We start from the raw sequence: 24,737 nt of genomic DNA, 5'->3' as shown, positions 1-24,737 counted from the left end.
GCCTGCCACACTAGGGTCCGTTCGTTGATTTTCCGTTTCAGGCCGATACGACGATTTTAACGAATGGCAGAAGATCCAAGCCGGGCCGATCAGGGTGATGTGGCGCCGGCGGCCGCTTGCTGCGCATGCTGCTCGCAATTGGGTGTGCAGGACAGCACGGAGCGCTCGGTCTGCCGGTAGACGCGCACCGTGTTGCCCTCGTCTATCGACACAAGGATGCGCTCGTCCAGGATCGCGTTACCGTCGGCATCCAGAAGAACCAGATTGGTGGTGCCGAAGCTGCGCCCTGTCAGCACGATGGTCTTGGCATCGGCCACGGTCGCGTCTGCGACCTGGGCATTGCCGACGATGACCTTGCTGACGGGGCGGTCGAGCTTCAAGACGCGCGCATGATCCATATAGACGCGCAGCATGTCATCATCTGCGGCCGAGGAAACTCCCGAAATACCGGAAACGGCGATCATGCCGGCAAAGAAAATGGTTTTGCCGCTCGATGACATTTGGTCCTCTTTCACGATCACAGCGCAACAGGCGCATAGAATGGGAAAAAATGGTGAATGAAGCTTTAAACCCACCACGCTGTTTCGCGGTGAGACGGGATGATCTGATTTGGCACGAGATCCGGCCGGCGTCATTGCGGCTCGATACGGCGCCTGTGCTATTGCTGGATGAATCCCCTCGTTAACCTCTGAAAATCATTAAATGTTGAGCGAAATGAATAGCGTAAAGCTTACCATACAAGAGCCTCCGGCGGCTTTCACATACTGTTAACTCTTTTTCTTAAGCCGATGGAAACGCCCATTCATTAGATTGCTGTCATCCGATCAACGGCAACAGTTGGCGGACGTGCTGAACATCAACTGGAGTTAGGAGTACCCATGACCAAGCTTTTTAGCCGTTTTCTGAAGGACGAATCCGGCGCGACCGCAATCGAATACGGCCTGATCGCAGCCCTCATTTCCGTAGCACTCATCGCCGGCGCGACGACCCTCGGCCAGAAGATCGGCAACACGTTCAACGGCTTGAGCACCAAGATGGGCAATGCCGAAACTGCGAGCGGCGGCTGAGACCGAGTGCCGCCCAACGGCACCCGCATAATAACGGCCTTTTGGTTGGTTGATACATCGAGCGGGCTCACAGGCTGAACGGCCGTGAGCCTTTTCGCATCATGTCAGATCGGGTTTAAGCATGATCACAGCCGCAGTCTTTGTGATATTGCCACTCTGCCTAGCCTTCGCGGCCTTCTCGGATCTGTTCACCATGACGATCCCGAACCGTGTTTCCCTGATCCTCATCGCCTCTTTCTTCATTCTCGCACCCCTTTCCGGTCTCGGCCTGCAGGCAATCGGCATGCATCTTGCCGCCGGCGCTATCGTCTTTACGGCATGCTTCGCTCTGTTTGCCTTCAACGTGATGGGCGGTGGAGATGCAAAGCTGTTGAGCGCCACCGCCCTCTGGTTCGGCGTGAACGAGTCCCTGCTTTTCCTGATGACCGATGTTGCCATTATCGGCGGGCTCATCACCCTGCTCATCCTGCTGGTGAGGGCGCAGTCGAATACCATCCTTGCGATCGGCCTGCCGGTGCCCAACTCTTTGCTGCTCGCCAAGAAGATCCCCTACGGCATCGCCATCGCGATCGGCGGCTTCATGGCCTTCCCGTCCTCGCCGCTCTTCATCGCTGCGCTGGAAAGCTTGAAATAACGGCATTTTAAATGCCCATTAACTTAAAATGTAAGCATTCCATTAACCATAATTATACCAATTCCTGAGCATTCTGCAGGGCGAACATATCGTGCCTTGAGGAATGATCGATGAAACCGGCCCGCCTTATAATTCTAGCTGTCGCCTTGGTGGCAGCCGGCCTAGCCGGGCTCCTGGCAATGCGCATGGCCGGCAGCGGTGGCGTCGTCACGCAGGTGCAGTCGGTCATCGAAAAAGAACCCACCGTCAACATCCTCGTATCGAGCAAAAATCTGCCGGTCGGAGCGAGACTGGGCGACGACACGGTGCATTGGATGGCCTGGCCGAAAGAAGGCGTCGTTCAAGGCTTCATCACCGAAGCCGACAAGCCGGATGCCATCAAGGACCTGCAGGGCGCCGTCGTGCGTCTGCCGATCTTCGAAGGCGAGCCGATTCGGCCCGAAAAAGTCGCCGATTCCAGCAGCCGCATCCTGTCCTCGCTGTTGCCGGCCGGCAAACGCGCCGTCGCGACTGAGATATCTGTGGCAACGGGCGCCGGTGGTTTCATCCTGCCGAACGATCGCGTCGATGTCATCATGGTCCGCAAGGGCACCGAGGCCAACAAGCTCATCACCGAGACCGTGCTGAGCAATGTGCGCGTCCTCGCCATCGACCAGCAGATCCAGGAAAAGGATGACGGATCGAAGACCGTGGTCGGCACGACCGCAACGCTGGAACTGACCCCAGACCAGACGAAAGTTCTCGCCGTTGCCCAGCAGATGGCTGACCGGCTTTCGCTCGCTCTGCGCTCCGTCGCCGATGCGCAGGAGCAGGATACCAGTGCGGCGGACTATCTGCTGAGCGGCGACAACGGCAGCGCGATCATTCAGGTCATCAAGTCGGGCTCCATCGTGACGGATGCCGGCGCGGCGCCGAAGGCGGAGTAAAGGACGTGCAAATGGGTAATTCAACGCGGCGCGCCAAGCTTCTCCTGACAGGCTGCCTTTCGCTGGCAATCGGCGCGACCGGCATGGCACCGGCCTCTTTCGGGCCCCTTCTCGCTGTCAGTGAGGCGCGTGCCGCGGAAAGCCTTGTGCGTATCTCGCAGACCGGCCCCGACGCCCATCGCCGGCTGAAGCTCGGGCTCAACAAGGCCGTCGTCGTCGATCTGCCGGAGGATGCCCATGATATCCTCGTCTCCGACCCGACCATGGCCGATGCCGTGACCCGCACTTCGCGGCGCATCTACCTGTTCGGCAAGAAGGTCGGCCAGACGAATATCTTTGTCTTCGGCGCCGGCGGGCAGGAGATCGTCAATCTCGATATCGAGATCGAGCGCGATGTCTCGGGCCTTGAAACCAATCTCCGCCGTTTCATTCCCGACTCCAACATCAAGGTCGAAATCGTCTCCGACAATATTGTGCTGACCGGCACCGTTCGCACGCCGCAGGACGCCACGCAAGCGGCCGATCTGGCGCAGGTCTTCCTGAAGGGCGGCGAAGCGACGACGAGAACCGAGACGGCATCCGGCACCGGCGGCGACAGCTCGGTGGCGCTCTTCGCCGAAGGCCGCCAGACGTCGCAGGTCGTCAACCTGCTGCAGATCCAGGGTGAGGACCAGGTCACCCTCAAGGTGACGATCGCCGAGGTTCGCCGCGAGGTGCTGAAGCAGCTCGGCTTCGACAACCTCGTCTCCAATTCCTCCGGCATGACGGTCGCTCAGCTTGGCGCTCCGAGCGCCGACAGCGCCACAGCCACCGTCGGCGGCGGCCTGGCGGCGCTCTTCAAAAGCTCGATCGGCAAATACGACATTTCGACTTATCTTAACGCCCTGGAGCAGGCCAAGGTCGTCAGGACGCTTGCAGAGCCTACGTTGACGGCGATATCCGGCCAGGCGGCGACCTTCAATTCCGGCGGCCAGCAGCTGTATTCGACGACCGACAACGACGGCAACGTCACTGTCGTTCCCTTCAACTACGGTATCAATCTTGCCTTCAAACCGGTCGTGCTGTCGTCCGGGCGCATCAGCCTGGAGATCAAGACCAACGTCTCCGAGCCGGTGGCCGGCAGCGGCAACGCCACCTATCAGCGCCGTTCGGCGGAGACTTCGGTGGAACTGCCCTCGGGCGGCTCGATCGCACTGGCCGGCCTCATCCGCGACAATGTTTCCCAGACGATGGGCGGCACGCCCGGCGTCTCCAAGATCCCGCTTCTCGGCACGCTGTTCCGCCAGAAAGGTTTCGAACGTCAGGAGACCGAACTTGTGATCATCGCGACACCCTACCTGGTGCGTCCGGTGGCGCGTAATCAGCTCAACCGGCCGGATGACAATTTCAGCCCTGAGAATGACGGTGCAACTTTCTTCCTCAACCGTGTGAACAAGGTCTATGGCCGCCGCGAGGCGCCCGTCGCCGACGCGCAGTTCCACGGCTCGATCGGGTTCATCTACAAATGAGCGGGGCACGATCGGCAGCAATGGCACAGAACAGAGATCAGGCGATGGCCCATATCAATGCGACGACACACCGCCTCGGTTACTCCAGGGCGCTTTTTACCGCGGCCGTCATGTCGGTGGCGATCCTGTCCGGATGCGCCGGTCCGCATGACCAACTGACGACAGGCGGGATTCCTGACGACTACCGCGCCCGCCATCCGATCATCGTCACGGAGGCCGAGCAGACGGTGGATATACCCGTCGCCTCGACCGACCGCCGCCTGACCATCGCGCAGCGCGACCTCATCCGCGGCTTTGCTGCAAACTACATATCACGCGCCTCGGGCCCGGTTTACGTCCTGTCGCCGGAAGGTTCGCCCAATTCCGCAGCAGCCTATCAACTGCGCAACCAGGTCCGCGCCGAGCTGGCGGCGAGAGGGATCGCAAGCTCGAAAATCATCAATACGTCCTATGCCGCTGCCGGTGCCGGCGATGCGGCGCCGATCCGGTTGAGCTTTACCGGCACGACCGCGGTCACGACGCAATGCGGCCAATGGCCGAAGGATATCTCCAACGATTTCGCCAACCAGAACTACTATAACTTCGGCTGCGCCTCTCAGAACAACCTTGCCGCCCAGATCGCCAATCCGGAGGACCTGGTGGCGCCCCGCGGCATGACGCCGATCGATGCACAGCGGCGCAACAACGCCATCCAGGAATACCGGACGACGTCGACGACGATCGAAGATGCCAGCGATAGCGGATTCTGAGGCGGAACGGGACGATGAGCGCAATCGAATACGAAATCAGGAACCCCAGCGAACTTCGCCACGCCGAGGAGGCGGTGCGGATGGCGGATCTGGAAAATATGCGGCCGTTGCCGCGCATCTCGGTTCACGCTTTTTGCGAAAGCGAGGCCCTGCAGCATGTCATGGAACGCTGCGCCAATGATCGGCGCATGGCGAAGGTGAGCATGCGCATCACCAGCGGCGGCATAGCCGCTGCCGCCAATATGTTTGCCGGCGCTCCGACGCCGAACCTGATCATCCTCGAGACCAAAGCCAATTCCGGAAGCCTGCTGGGCGAACTTGCGCCGCTCGCCGCCGTCTGCGATCCGACGACCAAGGTCGTGATCGTCGGCTACTACAATGATATTGGGCTCTATCGCGAACTCATCCGCAACGGCATTTCCGAATATATGGTTCAGCCGGTTGCCATGCCCGACATTCTGGCGGCAATGGCCTCGATCTTCGTCGATCCGGAAGCCGAGCCGCTCGGCCGCAGCATAGCCTTCATCGGCTCGAAAGGCGGCACCGGCGCCTCGACCATTGCGCATAATTGCGCCTTTGGTATTTCCAATCTTTTCTCCACCGAGACGATCATCGCCGATCTCGACCTGCCCTATGGCACGGCCAATATCGACTTCGATCAGGATCCGGCACAGGGCATCGCCGAAGCGGTCTTTGCGCCCGATCGGCTCGACGAGGTCTTCCTCGACCGCCTGCTGACGAAATGCTCAGAACACCTTTCCCTGCTTGCCGCACCCTCGCTGCTCGACCGCGCCTATGATTTCGATGGCCAGGCTTTCCAGCCGGTGCTCGATGTCCTGCAGCGCAGCGCGCCCGTCACCGTGCTCGACGTTCCGCACGCGTGGTCGGAGTGGACTCGCACGGTTTTGGCGAGTGTCGACGAGGTGGTCATCACCGCGGTTCCCGACCTTGCCAACCTGCGCAACACCAAAAACATGCTGGACGCGCTGCGCAAGATGCGGCCGAATGACAAGCCGCCGCATCTGATCCTCAATCAGGTCGGCATGCCGAAACGTCCGGAGATATCGCCGTCGGATTTCTGTGAGCCGCTGGAGATCGATCCGATCGCGATCATTCCCTTTGACATCAATCTCTTCGGCAATGCCGCCAACAGCGGCCGGATGATCTCGGAAGTCGATCCGAAGTCGCCGACGGCCGAAACCTTTTCGCAGATATCGCACATCGTCACCGGCCGGGTCGCCATCAAGAAGGCGAAGAAGGGCGGCCTGCTCGGCCTCCTGAAGCGGAAGTAGATGTAGAATGAAGAGATCGGATTAAGCGGCATGTTTGGAAAACGCGGAAACGAAGGTTTCGGAAAGGCCGGAGGCGCAATAGCTCCGCCGCCGCCGGCCCCGGCCGCCGCCCCCGTGGCTTCTTCTCCTGCCGTCCTCGTCGAACCCCAGCGCGAACCCGTGCGCCAGCAGGTGACGCCGCCGCCGATGCAGGCGCCGCAGCGCAAGCGGCCCGTTCGCACCGACGAATATTATGATACCAAACAGCAGGTATTTTCCGCGCTGATCGACACGATCGATCTCTCGCAGCTTTCCAAGCTCGATGGCGAAAGCGCGCGCGAGGAAATCCGCGACATCGTCAACGACATCATCACCATCAAGAATTTTGCGATGTCGATCTCCGAGCAGGAAGAACTGCTCGAGGATATCTGCAATGACGTTCTGGGCTACGGTCCGCTGGAGCCCCTGCTGGCGCGCGACGACATCGCCGACATCATGGTCAACGGCGCCGGCCAGACCTTCATCGAAGTTGGCGGCAAGACGATCGAATCGGAAATCCGCTTCCGCGATAATGCGCAGCTTCTGTCCATCTGCCAGCGAATTGTCAGCCAGGTCGGCCGTCGCGTCGATGAATCGAGCCCGATCTGCGACGCGCGCCTGCCCGATGGCTCGCGCGTCAACGTCATCGCGCCGCCGCTGTCGATCGACGGGCCGGCGCTCACCATCCGCAAGTTCAAGAAGGACAAGCTGACGCTCGATCAGCTCGTCCGTTTCGGCGCGATCACGCCGGAAGGCGCGACCGTGCTGCAGATCATCGGGCGCGTGCGCTGCAACGTCATCATCTCGGGCGGCACGGGCTCCGGTAAAACGACCCTCCTGAACTGCCTTACCAATTATATCGACCGGGATGAGCGCGTCATCACCTGCGAGGACACGGCCGAACTGCAGCTGCAGCAGCCTCATGTCGTGCGTTTGGAAACGCGTCCGCCGAATATCGAAGGCGAGGGCGAGATCACCATGCGCGATCTCGTCAAGAACTGCCTGCGCATGCGTCCCGAACGCATCATCGTCGGCGAAGTGCGCGGACCTGAAGTCTTCGACCTCTTGCAGGCGATGAACACGGGTCACGACGGCTCGATGGGCACGATCCACGCCAACACGCCGCGCGAATGCCTGAGCCGTATCGAATCGATGATCGCGATGGGCGGCTTCACGCTGCCGGCAAAGACGGTCCGCGAGATCATCTCCACCTCCGTCGACGTCATCATCCAGGCGGCGCGCCTGCGCGACGGTTCGCGCCGCATCACACAGATTACCGAGGTGATCGGCATGGAAGGCGACGTCATCATCACCCAGGATCTGATGCGCTACGAGATCGAGGGCGAGGATGCGGGCGGCCGACTGATCGGCCGGCACATGTCGACCGGCGTCGGCAAACCGCATTTCTGGGATCGGGCTCGTTACTTCAACGAGGAAAAGCGCCTGGCCGCTGCCCTCGACGCGATGGAAGCGAAATCGAAGGAATAGGGTGATGTTCGGATTCGATCCGCTAGTCCTGGCAATCGTCGTCCTCGCCGCTGTATCCGCTGCGGCGGTCGCCTATGCCCTGTTGTTTTCCCGGATCGAGGCCGACAAGAAATCGGCAAGCCGCATCAACCGTGTCAAATCGGCTGAGGTCGACCGCGCCAAGGTCAAGGCTGCCCGCGACCGGGTGCAGGAGATGTCGAAGCGGCGCAAATCGGTGCAGGACAACCTGAAGGATCTAGAAAAGCGCCAGAACGAAAAGACCAAGAAGACGCTGTCGATGAAATCGCGGCTGGTGCAGGCCGGCCTGACGATCACGCTGACCCAGTTCTATCTCTTCAGCGCCATTTTCGCTTCGGTGCTGCTGTTCATGGCTTTCATCATCGGCGCGTCGTGGATGGTCATGATCGGCATCGCTTTCGTGGCCGGACTCGGCCTGCCGCGTTGGGTCGTCGGTTTCCTGATCAAGCGCCGCCAGAACAAGTTCCTCAACGAGTTCCCCAATGCGCTCGATGTCATCACCCGCTCGATCAAATCGGGATTGCCGCTCAACGATGCGATCCGCCTTATCGCGACCGAAGGCACTGAGCCGGTGAAGAGCGAATTCCGCCGGGTGATCGAAGCCCAGCAAGTTGGCCTCAGCATTCCTGACGCCTGCGCCCGCATGACGCTCCAGATGCCGCTCCAGGAAGTCAACTTCTTCGCGATCGTCATCGCTATCCAGTCGCAGGCCGGCGGCAATCTCTCCGAGGCGATCGGCAACCTGTCAAAGGTGCTGCGCGAGCGCAGGAAGATGAAGGCCAAGGTCTCGGCACTGTCGATGGAAGCCAAGGCGTCCGCCGTCATCATCGGTGCTCTGCCCTTTATCGTCGCGACCCTCGTTTACCTCACCTCGCCGAACTACATGATCGTCCTTTTCACCGATCCGCGCGGCCATTTCATCATGGGCGCCTCGGCGATCTGGATGTCGATCGGCATCCTCGTCATGCGCAACATGGTCAATTTCGACATCTAGCGGGAGAGAAGCACCATGTCGCAGGATCTTGCCGCAACGCTGACCAATCCGAGCATGCTGATCGCTGTTTTCGTCGCGATCGCGGTCTTCGCGACTTTCTACACGATCGCCATCCCCTTCTTCGAGCGCGGCGATCTCAGCAAGCGCATGAAAGCTGTCTCGACCGAGCGCGAGCAGATCCGCGCCCGCGAACGCGCCCGCATGAACACCGAACCGGGCGCCGGCAAGGCTTCGCTCAGAAATCAGAACAACCGCTCGGTCCGCCAGATTGTCGAACGCTTCAATCTGCGCAAGGCGCTTGTCGACGAAAACACGGTCAACAAGCTGCGTGCCGCGGGTTTTCGCTCGGAAAATGCGCTGAATACCTTTCTCGTCGCGCGCTTCCTGCTGCCATTTCTCTTCCTCGCGCTCGCCGCCTTCTGGGTCTTCGGTCTCGGCGGCCTTGCTGAGCGCGGCATGCCCATACGTATGCTCGCCGTCATCGGCATCGCCTATCTCGGCTTTTATGCGCCGAATATCTATATCTCCAATCGCATGAGCAAGCGACAGCACTCGATCAAGCGCGCCTGGCCGGATGCGCTGGACCTGATGCTGATCTGCGTCGAATCCGGCATCTCGATGGAGGCGGCGATGCGTCGCGTGTCGGAGGAGCTCGGCGAGCAGTCGCCGCCGCTTGCCGAGGAGATGGTGTTGACCACCGCCGAACTCTCCTTCCTGCCGGATCGTCGCGTGGCGCTCGATAATCTCGCCGCGCGCACGCAGCTCGAACTGGTGCGTTCGGTGGCCCAGGCGCTGATCCAGGCGGACCGCTACGGCACGCCGGTTGCGCAGGCGCTGCGCGTTCTCGCCCAGGAAGGACGCGACGAGCGGATGAACGAAGCGGAAAAGAAGGCAGCCGCCCTGCCGCCGAAACTGACGGTGCCGATGATCCTGTTCTTCCTGCCGGTGCTGATCGCGGTCATTCTCGGCCCGGCCGGCATCCAGGTGGCGGATAGGTTCTGAACCGCAGGGGCCACTTCGACCCGCGTGACCGGCGCTGGCATAGCTGGTAAACGGGATGGGGCGGTCGGCAGCACGGAAGTGACCGCCGTTTTCCCCAGCGCTATCCGATTCCGAAGGGGAGGTTCCGATGTCTTCCGCAGGCATTTTCATCAGCATCATGGCAGCCTTGGTCGTCGGCGCGATGAGCCCCGGCCCGAGCTTCGTCGTCGTCTCCAGGATCGCCATCTCCCGTTCGCGGCTGGATGGACTTGCGGCCGCATTCGGCATGGGTGCCGGCGGCGTCGTTTTCGCCGGTCTGGCGCTCGCCGGTCTGACGGCATTGCTGTCGCAATTCGAATGGCTCTATGTGCTGCTCAAGGTGGCGGGCGGTGCTTATCTCCTCTACATCGCCGTCAATATCTGGCGAGGCGCCGCAAAGCCGATCGAGCTTTCCGATGCCGTCAATGGCCATCGTGCGCCCGTGCGCAGCTTCATGACCGCGTTGCTGACGCAGCTCAGCAACCCGAAGACCATCATCGTCTACGCCAGCCTTTTTGCGGCGCTTCTGCCGCGGACGGTGCCGCTCGATCTTCTCGTCGCATTGCCGGTCGGCGTCTTCGCGGTGGAGGCGGGTTGGTATTCGATCGTGGCGCTCGCCTTTTCGGCCCGCCACCCGCGGCGGCTCTATCTCCATGCCAAGGGCTGGATCGACCGGGCCGCCAGTGCGGTGATGGGCGGTCTTGGTCTGCGGCTCATTCTTTCGGGCCTCAGCGTCAGGTAACTCAGGCGGAGAAGGGCTGGTCCTCCGGCAAAATGACGAGGTCAGTTGGTGTTGCTGTCACCGGCGGCGCCCGGCGCCTTGTCCTTGGCAGCGAGCTTCTGCCAGGAATTCTGCTGCGAGAGCATACCCTTAAGATAGGCCACGTTGGCATCGGCCTGCTGCGGCGAAAGCTCCCGCCGCGCGATCTGTTCGGCTTCTGCAAAACGCCCTTGCAGGCCGACGACGAGGGCAAGATTCTGCCGGACGCGGCTGTCGGCGGTCGGCTGCCCGGCGGCGGAGCGCAGATAGGTTTCGGCCGTGCGCAGATCGCCGGTCAGCACATAGGACATGCCGAGGTTGGAAAGGATGGAAGGTTCGTTCGGCTGAATGTCGAGCGCGTCGCGGTAGCGCTGCCGGGCCTCGCTCGCCCGGCCCATCTGGTCCAGGATTGCGCCTTCGGCCGAGATCAGCCTCCAGTCGGGACGATCGGGTGTCTGGGCGCGGCCGATCGTGTCGAGCGCCTGCTGGAACTGTCCGGCCGCCGCCTGCGCCTTGCCATAGGCGGCCAGCACATTGCGGTCCCCCGGATTGGCGATCGCCACCTGCTGCATGACGGCGAGCGCCTGCGCGTCGCGGCCGCTCATGCGCAGCAGGTTGGCATAGTTGACGCCATTGACGGGATCGCGCGGGTTCTTTTCATAGGACTGGCCGATCCGGTCCGTCGCCGAGCGCAGCTCGGTCGCATCCATCTCTTCGACCGGCTTGGTAAGCTTCGGCACCGAGCCCGTCGTCATCCGGTCCTTGGCCGTCGTCGAGCAGCCGGCAAGCACGAGGATGATCAGCGAAGCTGCTGCGCCCCGCAGGATACGGTTGGTGGATATGGTGATGCGCGAGGCAGGCATGTTGCGTTCCTGATTCCGAAATCGGCGCCTGACCTCGAAGCGGAACAGGGAAAGGTTTGACGCAATCTTCGCTCCAGCAATAGTCTGTTAACCCTAACAGACCGTTAAGGAACGATTCCTGACGACCGCCAAAGGACAATCATGGCCCCCTATCAGTTCATCGAAAGACCGACTCCTTTCAACACGAAGGGCGGCTCGACGCTGCCGATCTTTGCCGTCACCCCTGCCCATATCGAGACCGGCACGATCGATCCGATTGCGCTCGATTGGGCGCGCAAGGCGGGATACAAGGCCGAAAGTGGTTCGCTTTTGCTGATCCCGACTTCCGACGGCCAGCTCGGCGGTGCGCTTTTCGGCCTGGGGACCAACCCGTCCGAACAGCCCTACATCACCGGCAGGCTGGCCCGTGCGCTGCCCGCCGGCGACTGGCACATCGAGACCGCGCCGCTGACGGCAAATCGCCTCGCCCTCGGCTTCGGGCTCGGCAGCTACCGTTTCGATCGCTACAAATCGGAAAAGTCGTCGGCAGCGACCTTGATGATCCCCCGCGACGCCGACGGCGCCGACATCAAGCGCCAGCTCGCCGGCGTCTTTCTTGCCCGCGACCTCATCAATACGCCGACAAACGACATGGGACCGGACCAGCTCGAGGCCGCTTTCCGCGCCCTGGCCGGACATTACAAGGCGGAACTATCGGTCATCACGGGCGATGAACTGCTCAAGCAGAATTTCCCGCTGGTTCACACCGTCGGCCGCGCCAGCGCCGATGCGCCGCGTCTTCTTGAGCTGCGCTGGGGCAAGAAGGGTCATCGCAAGGTAACGCTCGTCGGCAAGGGCGTCTGCTTCGATACCGGCGGTCTCGACATCAAGCCTGCCGCCTCGATGCTGCTGATGAAGAAGGATATGGGCGGCGCGGCAAATGTCATGGGACTGGCCCTGATGATCATGGACGCCAAGCTGAAGGTCGATCTGCGCGTCATCGTACCGGTCGTCGAAAACGCCATCTCCTCCAATGCCTTCCGCCCCGGCGACATCTACCGCAGCCGAAAGGGCCTGACCGTCCAGATCGACAATACCGACGCCGAAGGCCGTTTGATCCTGGCCGATGCGCTTGCCTATGCCGACGAGGAAGAGCCCGAACTTTTGATCGACATGGCGACGCTGACGGGGGCTGCCCGCGTTGCCCTCGGTCCGGATCTTCCGCCCTTCTTCACCGATGATGCCAATCTGGCCCATGACCTGACCGAAGCAAGCCTAGAGACGGACGATCCGATCTGGCGCCTGCCGCTCTATGCCGGCTATGAAAAGGACATCCGCGCCAAATTCGCCGACCTGACGAATGCCCCGGCCGGCGGCATGGCGGGGTCGATCACCGCCGCGCTTTTCCTCAAGCGCTTCGTCAGCAAGACCAAGAGCTGGGCGCATTTCGATATTTACGGTTGGGCTCCGTCCGAACGGCCACATTCGCCAGGCGGCGGCGAGGCACAGGCGATCCGCGCGCTCTTTCACCATATTCGCACCAGCCTGCGCTGACGCCTCCTGGATAATGCTAAGGCGCATTTGGACGACTCTGTTGCGCACTGCGCCTGGCGGCCGATCGTTAAAATTTTATTCACCCTGCCGGACGGCAGTTCCCGCCACCACTTGCATGTCCACGGCAACTGCCGGAAAATGAAACGCTAGCGTAACGATTTCCGGAGGGGCCGTGCCGATCGAACTGACCGCCTCGCAGGCGCTGGGGCTCTGGCATGGCGTGGCGCTCGACCAGGTTCGTCATGACGACCGCGATTTGACATTGCGCCAGATGGCGATCCTCCTGCATATTTACCTCGTGCCGCCGCCCCACACGGTGCGCGGGCTTGCCGCCACGCTCAACGTCACCAAGCCGGTCATTACCCGCGCCTTGGATACGATGGGCGAGATGGGCCTGGTTGATCGCGTGCGCGACGATGCCGACCGTCGTAATGTGATCATCAAACGTACCGTCGGCGGTGCGCTTTACCTGGAAAAGCTCGGCGATCTCGTGCGAGATCAGGGCCGGCGCCTACCGATCTAAAAGGGACATAAATGATGATGCTCGACCGCCGCCTGCATGCCTATCGGCCGGATCTCGCGGAAGCGGGGCTCAAGGGCAAGGTGGAGGCATCGCGCTTCGAGGAAGGCGCCGCAGCGCGTGTTGCCGTTCCCGTCGCTGCCCTGCGCCCTGAGCCGGAACTTGCCCGCGGCATCGATACGGAACTGCTCCTCGGCGAGGAGGTGACCGTTTTCGATCGTGCCGACGGCTGGTGCTGGGTAAAAGCTGCCTCCGACGGCTATGTCGGTTATCTCAAGGCAGAGGCGCTCTCGCAAACCGGGCCGGCGCCGACCCACATCGTCATCGTCCAGCGCACCTTCCTCTATCCGGAGCCGGAACTGCGCAAGCCGCACCAGGCCATTCTGTCAATGGGAAGCCGCGTTCACATCACCGGCGAGGCAGAAGTGCGCGGCAACCGCTACGTCGTGCTGCCGGACGGCACGGCAATCTTCGCCAGGCACGTGCAGCCGATCGGCGCTCTCGACGGTGCCGATTATGTCGCGATCGCCGCCCGTTTCCTCGAGACGCCCTATCTCTGGGGCGGCCGATCCGGCCTTGGCATCGATTGCTCCGGCCTCATCCAGCTGGCGATGCTGATGGTGGGCAGACCGGCGCCGCGTGATACCGACATGCAGGCGGCCGGACTCGGCGAACCGATCGACCGCTCCGAAATCCGCCGCGGCGACCTGGTATTCTGGAAGGGCCATGTCGCCATCTTCGAAGATCCCCAAACCATTCTCCACGCCAACGGCCATAGCATGACGGTGGCGCGTGAGAATTTCGAGGCGGCCGTCGAGCGCATCGGCTCGCTGTACCAACGGCCGACGGGCTATCGCCGCCCGTTTGGCTAAGTGATCGGCCGCTGCGGCCAGATGCTCAAGCCGCCGGTCCAATCCTCGAAAGCTTTCGACAGTCTCAGCACCCGCATGTCGTCGAAACGCGGTCCGACGATCTGCAGCCCGATCGGCATGCCCGACCGGGAGAAGCCGCAATTGATCGACGCGGCCGGCTGCTCCGACATGTTCCACGGTACGGTGAAGGCGATATGTTCGAACGGTCTCGTCGGATCATTGGTCGGCGATGCCCACTCGGCCGGATAGGAGATGATGGGGTTGGTCGGCGAAAGCAGGGCGTCGACCGTGGTGAACAGCCGCCCGCAACTCCTGCGCATTTCGATCGTCTGATTGAAGCCTCTGACTGCATCGACGCCGCTAATATCGGCGCCGGCCTTCGCCCAATCTCTGATATAGGGTAGGATGCTATCGCGCCGCTCTTCGTTGAGCCCTGCGATATCGCTCCACAGGCGGGCGCGCCAGAAAGTGTCGAGCCCGTCAAGCATCGCGCGCGTTAGCACCGGTTGAACGGAGACGATGGTCGCGCCGGCTTTCTCGAAACGTTTCGCTGCCGATTCGACCGCGACCCTAATCTCATCATCGACAGCAAACCCGCAGCCGGCATCGAGCATCAGGCCGATTTTCATGCCTGACATGTCGACAACGAAATCCATCCAGTCGAAATCGTTGGGCGGCAGGCTGGTGCCGTCGCGCCAGTCGGGCCGTGACAATGTCGCCATGGAAAAAGCGGCGTCCTCGACAGTGCGCGTCATCGGGCCGACACAGCGGCCGACATAATAGGGATCGGCCGGAATGCGCCCGTGGCTCGGCTTGAAGCCGAAGATGCCGGTCCAGCCGGCAGGAAGCCGCACCGAGCCGCCGATATCCGTGCCGATGTGCAGCGGCCCGTAACCGGCCGCCGCCGCGGCCGCGGCGCCGGCGCTCGATCCGCCGGGATTCTGCGCGATGTTCCAGGGATTGCGGCTGAGGGGATGAAAGCTCGACAGGCCGGAGGAAAGCATGCCGTAATCCGGGCAGGTGGTCTTGGCAAAAATCACCGCGCCGTCCTCGCGCAGCCGCGCGGCAGCCGGCGCGTCAGCCTCCGCCGGCTTCAGTTCCACCGCCCTGGTGCCGAGCGGCACCGGCTGGCCCTTCGTCGCGATCAGTTCCTTCAGCGTTGCCGGGATGCCGTCGAGCCTGCCGAGCGTTCGTCCCTTCGCCCAGCGCTCCGTCGAAGCTTTCGCCTGCACGCGCGCCGCCTCCGGGTCGTAGAGGTAGAGTGCTGAGATCGACGGCTCCCAGGCGGCGATATGGTCTTCGAGGGAGAGCCAGTATTCGAGCGGCGAGAGGCTCTTATCGGCGAAGCGTCGCCTGAGTTCACGGATGGAAAGGTCGGTTTCGGCCATCAGCGGCTCGCCTCGCGTGGATCGAGAAGATCGCGCAAGCCGTCGCCGAGCATGTTGAAGCCGAGCACGGTAAGCGCGATGGCAAGACCGGGCAGGACTGCCAGCCAGGGGGCCAATGCCAGATAGGTTTGCGCATCCGCAAGCATTCGGCCCCATGTCGGCGCCGGCGGCGCCATGCCGAGCCCGAGAAAGCTGAGGCCGGCCTCGGTCAGGATCGCCAGTCCGAGCTGGATTGTCCCATGCACGATGATCTGGCTGATGATGTTCGGCAACACATGGCGCAGCGAAATGGTCAGGCGCGTATTGCCGATCGCGCGTGCCGCAGTCACATAATCGCGGCTCCAGGCCTGCAGCGAGGTTGCCAGCGTCACCCGTGCAAAGACCGGAATCATGAAGACGGCGATCGCGGTGATTGCGGTGAACCGCCCCGGCCCGAGAAAAGCGCCGAGCACCATGGCCGACAGGATCGGCGGCAAGGCGAAGATGACGTCGCAGATGCGCATCAGCAGTGCTTCGGCTGGACCGCGGATAGCCGCTGCGGAAATGCCTGATATCGAGCCGAGCGTCCCGCCGATCGCAACCGCAGTGATGGCGATCGACAGGGAGTTCCAGCATCCGGCCATCAGCATCGATGCCACGTCGCGGCCGAACTGATCCGTGCCGAGCAAGCCGAAGGCAAACGGCGGCTGCAGTTTATGGATGATCTGCATCTTCGCCGGCGGCAGCGGCGTCCAGACGAGCGACAGCAGCGCAACGGCGACCAGCAAGCCAATGATGACAGTGCCCGCGATGAGGTTCATTCGCCGGCTAAGTCTGGCAGTTCTTCGGCGGCACGCAATGGCGGGGGATACGATCTGGGTCATGTTTCAGGCCGCCTTTCTCATCCTGGGGTCGATCGCCAGATAGGAGAGATCGACGACGAAATTCACCACGATGACCAAGCCTGCGAAGAACAGCACGACATCCTGCATGACGATGACGTCGCGCTGGGAGAGTGCCTGAAGCGCAAGCCGCCCGAGCCCCGGCAGGTTGAAGACGTTTTCCACCAGCACCGCGCCGGCGACCAGAAAGGTGAATTGCAACCCGATCATCGTCAGAATCGGGATCAGCGCATTCGGCACGATATGCCGCCACAGCACCGCACTGCTCGACAGCCCCTTGGCCACCGCTGTGCGGGCAAAATCCTCATGCATAGCCTCGAGCACCGCCGAACGTGCGACGCGCGTCAACACCCCCGCTTGCGGCATCGCCAGCGCGACGGTCGGCATGACGAGCGCCTGCAATGCCGGCAGAAACCCCTCGTGCCAGCCAGGAAAGCCGCCCGCCGGCATCAGTCCGAGCAGCGTCGAAAACAGGATGATCATGAGCAGCGCCACCCAGAAGGCGGGCACGGCGATGCTGATCTGCGAAAAGAGCGTTGCGATGATGGCGAAGACGCCGCCGCGGCGCGAAGCGGCGAGTGCGCCGAGCGGCAGGGCAATCGCCACCGACAGCACGATTGCCATCAGCGCCAGCGGCAGCGTCACCGCCAGCCGCTCGACGATCAATCCGGCGACCGGGACGCCGTAGGTGTAGGATTGGCCGAGATTGCCCGACAGCACGCCGGCGAGCCATTGGCCGTAACGCAGGATGAGCGGCTGGTCGAGGCTGAGCTCGTGACGCAACGCCGCCAGCGTTTCCGGACTTGCCGAGGTGCCGAGCATGATCGAGGCGGGGTCGCCGGGCAGAAGATCCATGACCGCGAAGATCAGCAGCGAGACGATGAGAAGTGTGATGAACAGGCCGGCGAAGCGGCGGGCGAGGAGGGTGATCATATGGGGTTGAGAACGGCTGCGGCGGGACGCGGCACGCCCCTTTTGCCCTCACGCGGAGCACCCGCCGCGCCGGCGGCGAGTTTGGCGAGAACGTCAACCTCACTCTCCGTCATCCCAGGCCTTGAGCCTTGGATCCATGCCACTGCTGTTGATGGATGTGGTGTGGATGCTCGGGTCAAGCCCGAGCATGACGGAGCGTGGGGCTGGCGGGAGGAGGCAATCAGCGCGCAGATGCCCATGCCAGGAATACCATACGTCAACAAAACCGAATAATGCCGGCCCGGACTGAACTGGCCTGGTGAGGGAGGGAGAGGGCTGCGTGCCATATCGGCCAAATGTATATCGGATATCTCCAAGGCCATCACCTCATCGCACCCCTACCGAGCCTACCGCTCACTCGTCCCAGGAAACACCGGAAAGCACATTGGAGGGAATCGGCTCGTTCTCCCATAGCCCCTTCAACTTCCTGTCCCAGACACCGAGTTTCGGCATGACGAAAAGGTAGAGCGCCGGCACGTCTTCGGCCAGAATCTTCTGCGCCTCGCCATAGATTGCATTCTGCGCGGCAGGATCGGCGGTCTCCTGGACCTTCTTCATCAGCGCGTCGAAGGCCGGGTTCCTGTAATTGAAATAATAAGGATCGCGCGCATAGATGTCGATGTCGAGCGGTTCGGCATGGGCGACGATCGTCATGTCGAAATTGCGATCCTTCATCACGTCCTGAACCCATTTCGCCGGGAATTCCGTCGGCTCGATGTTCATTGTCACGCCGATCTCGGCAAACATCGCCTGCATCACCTGGGCGCTGCGCGGCGCATAGGCCATCTGCGGCGATTTGATCGTGAAGGTGAAGCCATTGGGGTAGCCGGCCTCAGTAAGCAGCGCCTTTGCCTTTTCGACATCATAGGGCAGCACGCCGGTCATGTCCTTGTAGCCCGGATCGTTCGGCGTGTAGTGGCTGCCGATCGGCGTGCCGAGGCCGGACCACGCCCCCTCGATCACCGTCTGGCGGTCGATCGCCATCATCAGCGCCTGGCGGACGCGCTTGTCGTCGAAGGGCTTCTTTGCATTGTTCATGCCGGCGACGACCTTGAGTTCGGTATTGCCGACCTTGGTGATGAGTCTGGTGTCGCCGTCGAAGGAACTCATCAGCTCGGGCGCGGCAAATTCCGGAAAGGCGTCGAGATCGCCGGATTTCAGCGCGGCCGCCTGCGCCTGCGGATCGGCGATGAAGCGGAAGGTCACCTTCTCGAGCTTGGCAAACGCATCCTCGTTCCAGTAGTCGCCATTCCTGACGAGTTCGACCCTGTCGCCCTTCGTCCAGCTGGCGAATTTGAAGGGACCGGTGCCGATCGGCGTCACCTTGTCGTTGTCGGCCGTCTTCGGGGCGACCATGACGGATGCCGGCCAGCCGAGCCAATAGATCAGGCTGCCGGTCGGCGCCGAGAGATGCAGCACCAGCGTTTCGGCGTCTGGCGTCTCTATCGAGGCGATCGAGGCGAAGAAGCGCTTCTGCGGGTTTACCGAATCCGCCCCGCGGGCGCGGTCCAGCGAAAACTTGGCGGCAGCGGCATCGAATGCTTCGCCGTCATGAAATTTGACGCCGGTCCGCAGCTTGAAGGTATAGATCAGGCCATCGGCCGAGATTTCCCAGCTTTTCGCCAGCTGCGGCTGGACCTTGCCGGTCTGATCAATCGTCACCAGCCCCTCGAACACATTCTGCCAGGTGACCTGGCCGATCGCGACCGGTGCGGCGATCGTCGGGTCGAGGCCGGTTGGTTCGACGCTCATGCCGAGATTGAGGGCGGTCTTGGCCGCTTCAGCCGGTGTCATTGCCGTCACTACGAGACCGGCCGACAACGCAGCACCGAGGGAAAGCCGCTTGATGAAGCGCGCCGAAGACGCAAACGAAATCTTGTTCATCATATCCCCCGGCACATGATTCGGTTCTCACCAGCTCGTCGAAAATACATCAGCGCCAGGATCTGCATTCACGTGTCTCCGCCATTCTATCAGGTTGCGACCCTATTCAATCAATGGCGTTCAGCATAGCGGTCTCGCCATGCTATTTGCCCGCCTTCGGCCGGAAGGGCGCTTGCCATATAGACGCCGCGCGCGATTGCCCGCGCCATCACGATCATGGCGAGGTGGCAAAGTTCCACCAGGCTTGCCATATCGTTTCTGGAATGTCTGGCGGTCGAAGCGGCAAAGACGGTATCGCCGTCGAGCGGCAGATGTGCCGGCAGCAGCGCCCGGGCAAGGCCGTCATGACCGGCAAGTGAAAGCCGATGCGCTTCCGCCTTCGTCAGCTGCGCGTCGGTAACGACAGCGCCGATCGTCGTTGCCGGCGTGCTCATTCCCTTGAGCCGCATCCGGTGATCGGTCGTCGCAGGCATGCCGAGCCCGCCGAACTCGCCGTCTTTCTCGAAGGGTGCCGCCCAAAAATGCGGCCCGTCGGCGATAGTTGCCGAACCGAGCGCATTGACGGCGACGATCGCACCGATGCGGTGACCGGCGCTGCTGACGGCACTGGCCGAGCCAAGCCCGCCCTTGAAAGTGGCCGTCGTCGCCCCTGTGCCGGCGCCGGCGGTGCCGAGCGCAAATTCACCCTTGGTCGCGGCTTTCAATGCCGCATAACCCATCTCACGATAGGGTGAGTGAAGGCCCCAATCCTTGTCGCCCCCGTTCAGCAGGTCCATCAGGATCGCTTGCGGTACGATCGGAATCCTCACTGGCCCGACTGCAAAGCCGCGGCCGGCTTCGCGCAAGCCGGCCTGCACGCCGCCGGCCGCATCGAGCCCGAAGGCCGAGCCGCCCGAGAGCACGAAGGCATCGACGGCACTGACGGTCATCGACGGGTCGAGCAGGCCGGTGTCACGTCCGCCCGGCGCGCCGCCGAGCACTGCGCCGGAGGCAACCGCCGGCTCGTCGAAGACGATGACCGTGACGCCGGATCCCAGCACGAGGTCGGTCGCATGGCCGACGGAAACGCCTTCGATGTCGGTGAGCAGATTGATAAGATCGGGCAAGGGCTGGTCCTGGTGGCGCTGATACGGCCGATAGGACTGCAATTGCCCTCAAAAAACAAGACCGGCCCTTCTTGCAGGACCGGTCACATCGGAAAAGCCGCGAAAGTCGGTAGCGGCCGCATGCCGTCAGGCATGAAGCGGCTTCGGATGACGGCGGGTCATCAGGTCGTGGATGGCCAGCCGCACCTCGTCGGGCGAACCGAACCGCTGCTCATCGAGGTCGTGGACATGGAATTTTACGGCGATGAACTTCAGCCGATCTTCGTCGGGGATAACGATGCCGACGGGAACGCCTGCATATTCGATAACTTGCTTCTTCATAGATAGAACTCCTGCCGCGCGGGCATGCGCAGCCATGGCGAATTGACTTGTCTGGTACCGTTGAAAGGAGGACGAACGTCACATTCGACAGTTCGGGCGGGAGAGGGCGCCCGGACGGTCATTGCCAAGCACAGATCGCCCAAGGAGAGTGGCGAGAATTTCGATGTCTATCATGTCTCGTTCCTTTCGTTGGCGTTGCGCTCGATGGTCCCGGAAGAGCCCCGGGGCCGGTGATTGCTGTCTTCAATATCTACTAACTTAGTAGAGATTACTCGACAGCCTGTCGGAAACATATTCCGAAACGTGTCAAAATATCGACGATCCGAAAAAATTCATTCCATCCTGGCCCGAACTTACAGAAGGAAACATATCAGCTCTTCGTAAAATTCGCATGACAGAATCGAAACTCTTTCGATCGCCGCAGCAGAAATAGGAAGTCTGTCTGATTCCGGCAATGGGCCTCATCGTTAAAAATCGAGATGCCTCGAAATGACCGATTTGGTTAACGTCCGAAAGCATGGATCACCAGCCTTCCTGGAGCACCTTTTCCAGCATGCCTGCGAAGAAATCCGCGCTTTCGATACTGAGGCAGAGCGGCGGCTTGATCTTCAGCACATTTTGGTGATCGCCGGTCGGCTGCATGACGACACCGAGCTCGAGAAGCCGGTCGCAGATCGCCGCCGTCTCTTCCGTCGCCGGCTCAAGCGTCGTTCTGTCGCGGACGAATTCCAGGCCGAGATAGAGACCCATGCCGTGGACGGCGCCGGCGATCGCGTGCCGATCGATCAGCGCGGCAAGCCGCGCCTTCAGATGATCGCCGACCGTGCGGACATTTTCCTGCAGCTTCTCCTCAGCTATGATATCGAGCACCGTCATGCCGGCGACGCAGCTGACCGGGCTGCCGCCGGTGGAGGAAAAGAAAGGCCCTTGCTTCTCCAGCGACTGCGCAATCTCCCGTCTGGTGATGACGGCGCCGAGCGGATGGCCATTGCCCATGCCCTTGGCGATAGTGATGATATCGGGCACGACCCCTTGCTGTTCGAAGCCCCAGAAATAATGGCCGAGCCTGCCGTAACCGACCTGCACCTCGTCGGCGATGCAGAGCCCGCCGCGGGCGCGCACCTCGGCGTAGATCTCCTTCAGGTACCCTTCCGGCAACGGAATGCCGCCGGCATTGCCGTAGACCGATTCGCAGATGAAGCCCGCAAGGCCTTCGCCGCCGGCGTCGATCGTCTCGAGTATTGGCTTGACGGCGGCCAGGTAGCTCGCCGCGGTGTCGGGTCCGCGAAACGCGCCGCGATAGGTATTCGGCGAAACGGCCGCATGCACCCAATCCGGCCGGGTGGTCAGCGCCAGCGGATTGTCGGCGATCGAAGTGGAGACGGCGTCGCTCGCCGCCGACCAGCCATGATAGGCTTCGAGCAGGCAGAGCATGTTGCGGGCGCCGCTATGGGCCTGTGCCAGTTGAATCGCCAGATCATTCGCCTCGGAGCCGCTGTTGACGAGGAAGACCGCGTCGAGGCCATCAGGCGCGAGCGCCGCGAGACGCTCGGAAAACTCCGCAATCGCCGCATAGTGGAAGCGTGAATTCGTATTGAGCCGCAGCCATTGGGCGTTGATTGCCGCCGCCAGTCTGGGATGGCCGTGGCCGACAATCGTGACATTGTTGACCATGTCGAGATAGGCGCGGCCCTCGACATCGAACAGATGTTCCCTCCAGCCGCGCTCGATCTGCGGCGGCGCGGCATAATAGTTCTTCTGGGCGCCGGCGAGATGAGCCTGCCGCCTGACGAGCAGTTCGGCGGTCTCCGGTTGCGGCGCATCCACTCCCGGGCTGAGAAGGGATGAAGGCGAAGGGCAGAGCACCGACCAGGCGGCTGCCTCGCGCGGCGTGGCAAAGAGCGGCGGTTCGAGGCCCACGACGCTGCAGAGCTGGAGGCGCAGGCCACCGAGCGACGAAGTCTCTCCGAAAACCGAACCGAGCGGATCGCCGGCGGCAAGCACGGCGCCATCCTCGACCCCACCCTCGATCAAAGGGTCGAGCCCATCGAGGTGTAAGGTCATGCTGTCGTCCGTCAGTGTCAGATGCTGGTCCTTCCAGCCGATGCGGCCGGCAAAGGGCGCCGCGACCGCGCTTCCTGCAGCAAGGCAGATGTCGACATGCAGGGCGAAGGTCGCCTGTGCCCTCGTGTTTCCGAGGGCAGCGCGGGAAAGCCGATATTCACCATAGCGCGTCGCCGCCGTCCCGTTTTCGGTTGCAGCCCGGGCAAGCAGCCGCCAGTCCATGTCGGCGTCCAGCCAGTTGCCTGCGGAAAAATGCGCACTTCCTACGCCAAGGTCGACATAGGCGATCGTGGTGGGGTCGATATCGGGCAGCAAGGGAAGCCATTCTGATGACGACGGGGCGGCGACATCAGCGCCTGCGGCCTTGAGGATCGCAGCTTCCATGAGTTCGAAAGGAACCGACATTGCCGTATCGAAGATCGCCCGCTCGCGGTCGAGATTGCTGCGGACATAATCGTTATCGGGATCGATCGACATCTGCTGTTCGCTGCTGGCGACGAGGATGACCGCGCGTGCGACGATCAACGGCCACAGTGCTTTCAGTTCTTCGTCCGTCAGCGGATAGATCGCCTGATAGGCGGTGACGGCGGGCAGGATATGAAAGGGATCGCCATTCGCCTGATGCAGCAGCGAAGCGCAGGTGACGGCAAGATCGCCGACCAGCCAGCCGCGGATGATGTCGCCGAAATCGATCACGCCATCAGGGATCGTGTGGCCACGGGCGTCGCGATGGCCGACGACATTGTCGCCGGTGACGTCGTGATGGACGGCCTGAAGCCGAAGCGACGGCGCCAAGGGCTGGATGCGGCGAACGGCCATCACCATGGTTTTCGCGATCCGGTCGCGGGCAGCGCTGTCGGTGATGGCGGATAGCAGCTGTACGGCGACAGGGCCGGCGCGTCGCAAATCCCACTGCAGGCTACGGTCGAGGCCGGGATGGTCGAAATCGGCAAGCGCCTGCGCCAGTCTCGCGCAGAGCGCGCCAAGCGCCGCGACGGACGCCGGCGCCACATATCTCATCTCCGTCAGTCCCTGGCCTTCCAGATATTCCAGCAGCCGGACCTGATAGTCCCGCCCGCGCACCGTAAGGACGACAATTTCCCGCCCGTCATTCGTGGCGATCACCTTCGGAACACGTGGCGCGTCCTGCCGGCTCTTGAGATGATGGAGCGCGGCATTCTGCGCCTCGAGCTCGCGGGCCTCGTAGGCGGCGTGGCAGATCTTCAGGACGTATCGACCGCGATCACTGTCGAGGCGGTAGTTCCGATCCTGCTGGCTGCCGAGTTCGGAGAGAATGCCGGATAGGCTATAATGGGCAAGAAGGATTTCTTCCGCGTCAGCAATGGTAACGTCGGGACGCGGCAGCGTCATGCGATCAACAAGCGCCTCGTCGGTCATGACACCCCTCCCGCAGCATGATTCGATTACCCCTTAAGCGCGATAATCAAATACTTGCCGCTGGCAGGCAACGGGAGATTGTTGTCCGCCAGCAAAAGAGATGCGCGGCCTCGGCTGACTCACCCCATGCGTTCGGAGGCGTAGCTTCCGGGGCTGGCCGGGAAGACGACTGTGCGATTGCCGTTGATGAAGGTGCGGTGATGGATATGGGCGTGAATGGCGCGCGCCAGCACCTGGCTTTCGACGTCGCGGCCGATCGAGACATAGTCGTCGGGCGACTGCGCATGGGTGATGCGGGCGGTGTCCTGCTCGATGATCGGGCCTTCGTCGAGGTCGGCGGTGACGTAATGGGCGGTCGCGCCGATCAGCTTGACGCCGCGCTGATAGGCCTGCTTGTAAGGGTTGGCGCCCTTGAAGCTCGGCAGGAAGGAGTGGTGGATGTTGATGATCTTGCCCGACAT

The 24,737-nt window shown here is 62.2% G+C and carries 23 protein-coding genes; 13 read left to right on the top strand and 10 right to left on the bottom strand.

All coding sequences use genetic code 11. The features are described 5' to 3' along the window. Positions 1-89: 89 nt before the first annotated feature. Positions 90-500 carry a pilus assembly protein N-terminal domain-containing protein gene (locus tag CO660_RS21285; RefSeq protein WP_020920118.1) on the bottom strand — a complete coding sequence of 137 codons (411 nt, stop codon included), beginning with the start codon at positions 498-500 and terminating at the stop codon, positions 90-92. Positions 501-878: 378 nt separating this feature from the next. Between CO660_RS21285 and CO660_RS21280 the strand changes: the two genes are divergently transcribed. The 10 genes from CO660_RS21280 (at position 879) to CO660_RS21235 (ending at position 10,456) form a co-directional block, all read left to right on the top strand. Beyond that, positions 879-1,067 carry a Flp family type IVb pilin gene (locus tag CO660_RS21280; RefSeq protein WP_085776587.1) on the top strand — a complete coding sequence of 63 codons (189 nt, stop codon included), beginning with the start codon at positions 879-881 and terminating at the stop codon, positions 1,065-1,067. A 121-nt stretch (positions 1,068-1,188) separates the two neighbouring features. Further along, on the top strand, positions 1,189-1,701 hold the full coding sequence (locus CO660_RS21275) for a prepilin peptidase (protein ID WP_097600393.1): 513 nt from the start codon (positions 1,189-1,191) through the stop codon (positions 1,699-1,701). 110 nt (positions 1,702-1,811) lie between these two features. Continuing rightward, positions 1,812-2,627: a Flp pilus assembly protein CpaB gene (cpaB, locus tag CO660_RS21270; RefSeq protein ID WP_085776589.1), complete on the top strand. Its 816-nt coding sequence runs from the start codon at positions 1,812-1,814 to the stop codon at positions 2,625-2,627. Between the two features lie 11 nt (positions 2,628-2,638). Continuing rightward, complete coding sequence (locus CO660_RS21265; protein WP_085776590.1) at positions 2,639-4,135, top strand: type II and III secretion system protein family protein; 1,497 nt, start codon at positions 2,639-2,641, stop codon at positions 4,133-4,135. After that, positions 4,132-4,884: a CpaD family pilus assembly protein gene (locus tag CO660_RS21260; RefSeq protein WP_097600392.1), complete on the top strand. Its 753-nt coding sequence runs from the start codon at positions 4,132-4,134 to the stop codon at positions 4,882-4,884. The genes CO660_RS21265 and CO660_RS21260 overlap by 4 nt, the downstream gene beginning before the upstream one ends. Before the next feature lie 14 nt (positions 4,885-4,898). Beyond that, positions 4,899-6,176, top strand: coding sequence for a CpaE family protein (locus CO660_RS21255; RefSeq protein WP_097600391.1), 1,278 nt, complete (start codon positions 4,899-4,901; stop codon positions 6,174-6,176). A gap of 30 nt (positions 6,177-6,206) precedes the next feature. Next, entirely contained in the window at positions 6,207-7,682 is a 1,476-nt protein-coding gene (locus CO660_RS21250) for a CpaF family protein (protein ID WP_097600390.1), read from the top strand. Positions 7,683-7,686: 4 nt separating this feature from the next. Beyond that, complete coding sequence (locus tag CO660_RS21245) at positions 7,687-8,694, top strand: type II secretion system F family protein (RefSeq protein WP_097600389.1); 1,008 nt, start codon at positions 7,687-7,689, stop codon at positions 8,692-8,694. Between the two features lie 15 nt (positions 8,695-8,709). Further along, a complete protein-coding gene (locus CO660_RS21240; protein WP_097600388.1) occupies positions 8,710-9,696 on the top strand; it encodes a type II secretion system F family protein in 987 nt (328 codons plus the stop codon). 127 nt (positions 9,697-9,823) lie between these two features. Further along, positions 9,824-10,456 carry a LysE family translocator gene (locus CO660_RS21235; protein WP_097600387.1) on the top strand — a complete coding sequence of 211 codons (633 nt, stop codon included), beginning with the start codon at positions 9,824-9,826 and terminating at the stop codon, positions 10,454-10,456. A gap of 41 nt (positions 10,457-10,497) precedes the next feature. On the opposite strand, the gene CO660_RS21230 is transcribed toward CO660_RS21235, so the two are convergent. Continuing rightward, entirely contained in the window at positions 10,498-11,337 is an 840-nt protein-coding gene (locus CO660_RS21230) for a tetratricopeptide repeat protein (RefSeq protein WP_097600386.1), read from the bottom strand. A gap of 141 nt (positions 11,338-11,478) precedes the next feature. Here CO660_RS21230 and CO660_RS21225 point away from each other — a divergent pair, with 141 nt between their 5' ends. The 3 genes from CO660_RS21225 to CO660_RS21215 all read left to right on the top strand — a co-directional run bounded on the left by CO660_RS21225 (position 11,479) and on the right by CO660_RS21215 (position 14,262). Beyond that, positions 11,479-12,870, top strand: a complete 1,392-nt coding sequence (locus tag CO660_RS21225; RefSeq protein ID WP_097600385.1) for a M17 family metallopeptidase — start codon at positions 11,479-11,481, stop codon at positions 12,868-12,870. A gap of 172 nt (positions 12,871-13,042) precedes the next feature. Next, positions 13,043-13,393, top strand: a complete 351-nt coding sequence (locus CO660_RS21220) for a MarR family winged helix-turn-helix transcriptional regulator (protein ID WP_011423607.1) — start codon at positions 13,043-13,045, stop codon at positions 13,391-13,393. A gap of 11 nt (positions 13,394-13,404) precedes the next feature. Further along, complete coding sequence (locus CO660_RS21215; protein WP_097600384.1) at positions 13,405-14,262, top strand: NlpC/P60 family protein; 858 nt, start codon at positions 13,405-13,407, stop codon at positions 14,260-14,262. On the opposite strand, the gene CO660_RS21210 is transcribed toward CO660_RS21215, so the two are convergent. The 8 genes from CO660_RS21210 to CO660_RS21175 form a co-directional block, all read right to left on the bottom strand. After that, on the bottom strand, positions 14,259-15,650 hold the full coding sequence (locus CO660_RS21210; protein ID WP_097600383.1) for an amidase: 1,392 nt from the start codon (positions 15,648-15,650) through the stop codon (positions 14,259-14,261). The genes CO660_RS21215 and CO660_RS21210 overlap by 4 nt on opposite strands. After that, positions 15,650-16,513 carry an ABC transporter permease gene (locus tag CO660_RS21205; protein WP_097600382.1) on the bottom strand — a complete coding sequence of 288 codons (864 nt, stop codon included), beginning with the start codon at positions 16,511-16,513 and terminating at the stop codon, positions 15,650-15,652. The genes CO660_RS21210 and CO660_RS21205 overlap by 1 nt, the downstream gene beginning before the upstream one ends. Before the next feature lie 3 nt (positions 16,514-16,516). Next, positions 16,517-17,464 (bottom strand): ABC transporter permease, encoded by a 948-nt coding sequence (locus CO660_RS21200; protein ID WP_097600381.1) that lies wholly within the window; start codon positions 17,462-17,464, stop codon positions 16,517-16,519. A 393-nt stretch (positions 17,465-17,857) separates the two neighbouring features. Then, positions 17,858-19,387 (bottom strand): ABC transporter substrate-binding protein, encoded by a 1,530-nt coding sequence (locus CO660_RS21195; RefSeq protein ID WP_176536338.1) that lies wholly within the window; start codon positions 19,385-19,387, stop codon positions 17,858-17,860. A gap of 110 nt (positions 19,388-19,497) precedes the next feature. After that, positions 19,498-20,493: a P1 family peptidase gene (locus CO660_RS21190; protein ID WP_097600493.1), complete on the bottom strand. Its 996-nt coding sequence runs from the start codon at positions 20,491-20,493 to the stop codon at positions 19,498-19,500. A 126-nt stretch (positions 20,494-20,619) separates the two neighbouring features. Further along, entirely contained in the window at positions 20,620-20,814 is a 195-nt protein-coding gene (locus CO660_RS21185) for a hypothetical protein (protein WP_003544544.1), read from the bottom strand. Positions 20,815-21,336: 522 nt separating this feature from the next. Beyond that, positions 21,337-24,276 (bottom strand): aminotransferase, encoded by a 2,940-nt coding sequence (locus tag CO660_RS21180; RefSeq protein WP_097600379.1) that lies wholly within the window; start codon positions 24,274-24,276, stop codon positions 21,337-21,339. Between the two features lie 119 nt (positions 24,277-24,395). After that, positions 24,396-24,737, bottom strand: a 342-nt coding sequence (locus tag CO660_RS21175; protein ID WP_280953005.1) for a formyltransferase family protein, incomplete at its 5' end; no start/stop codon positions are given.

The organism is Rhizobium sp. L9 (assembly GCF_002531885.1).
Classification (GTDB): Bacteria; Pseudomonadota; Alphaproteobacteria; order Rhizobiales; family Rhizobiaceae; genus Rhizobium.
This window is presented reverse-complemented; position numbering and strand designations above follow the sequence as displayed.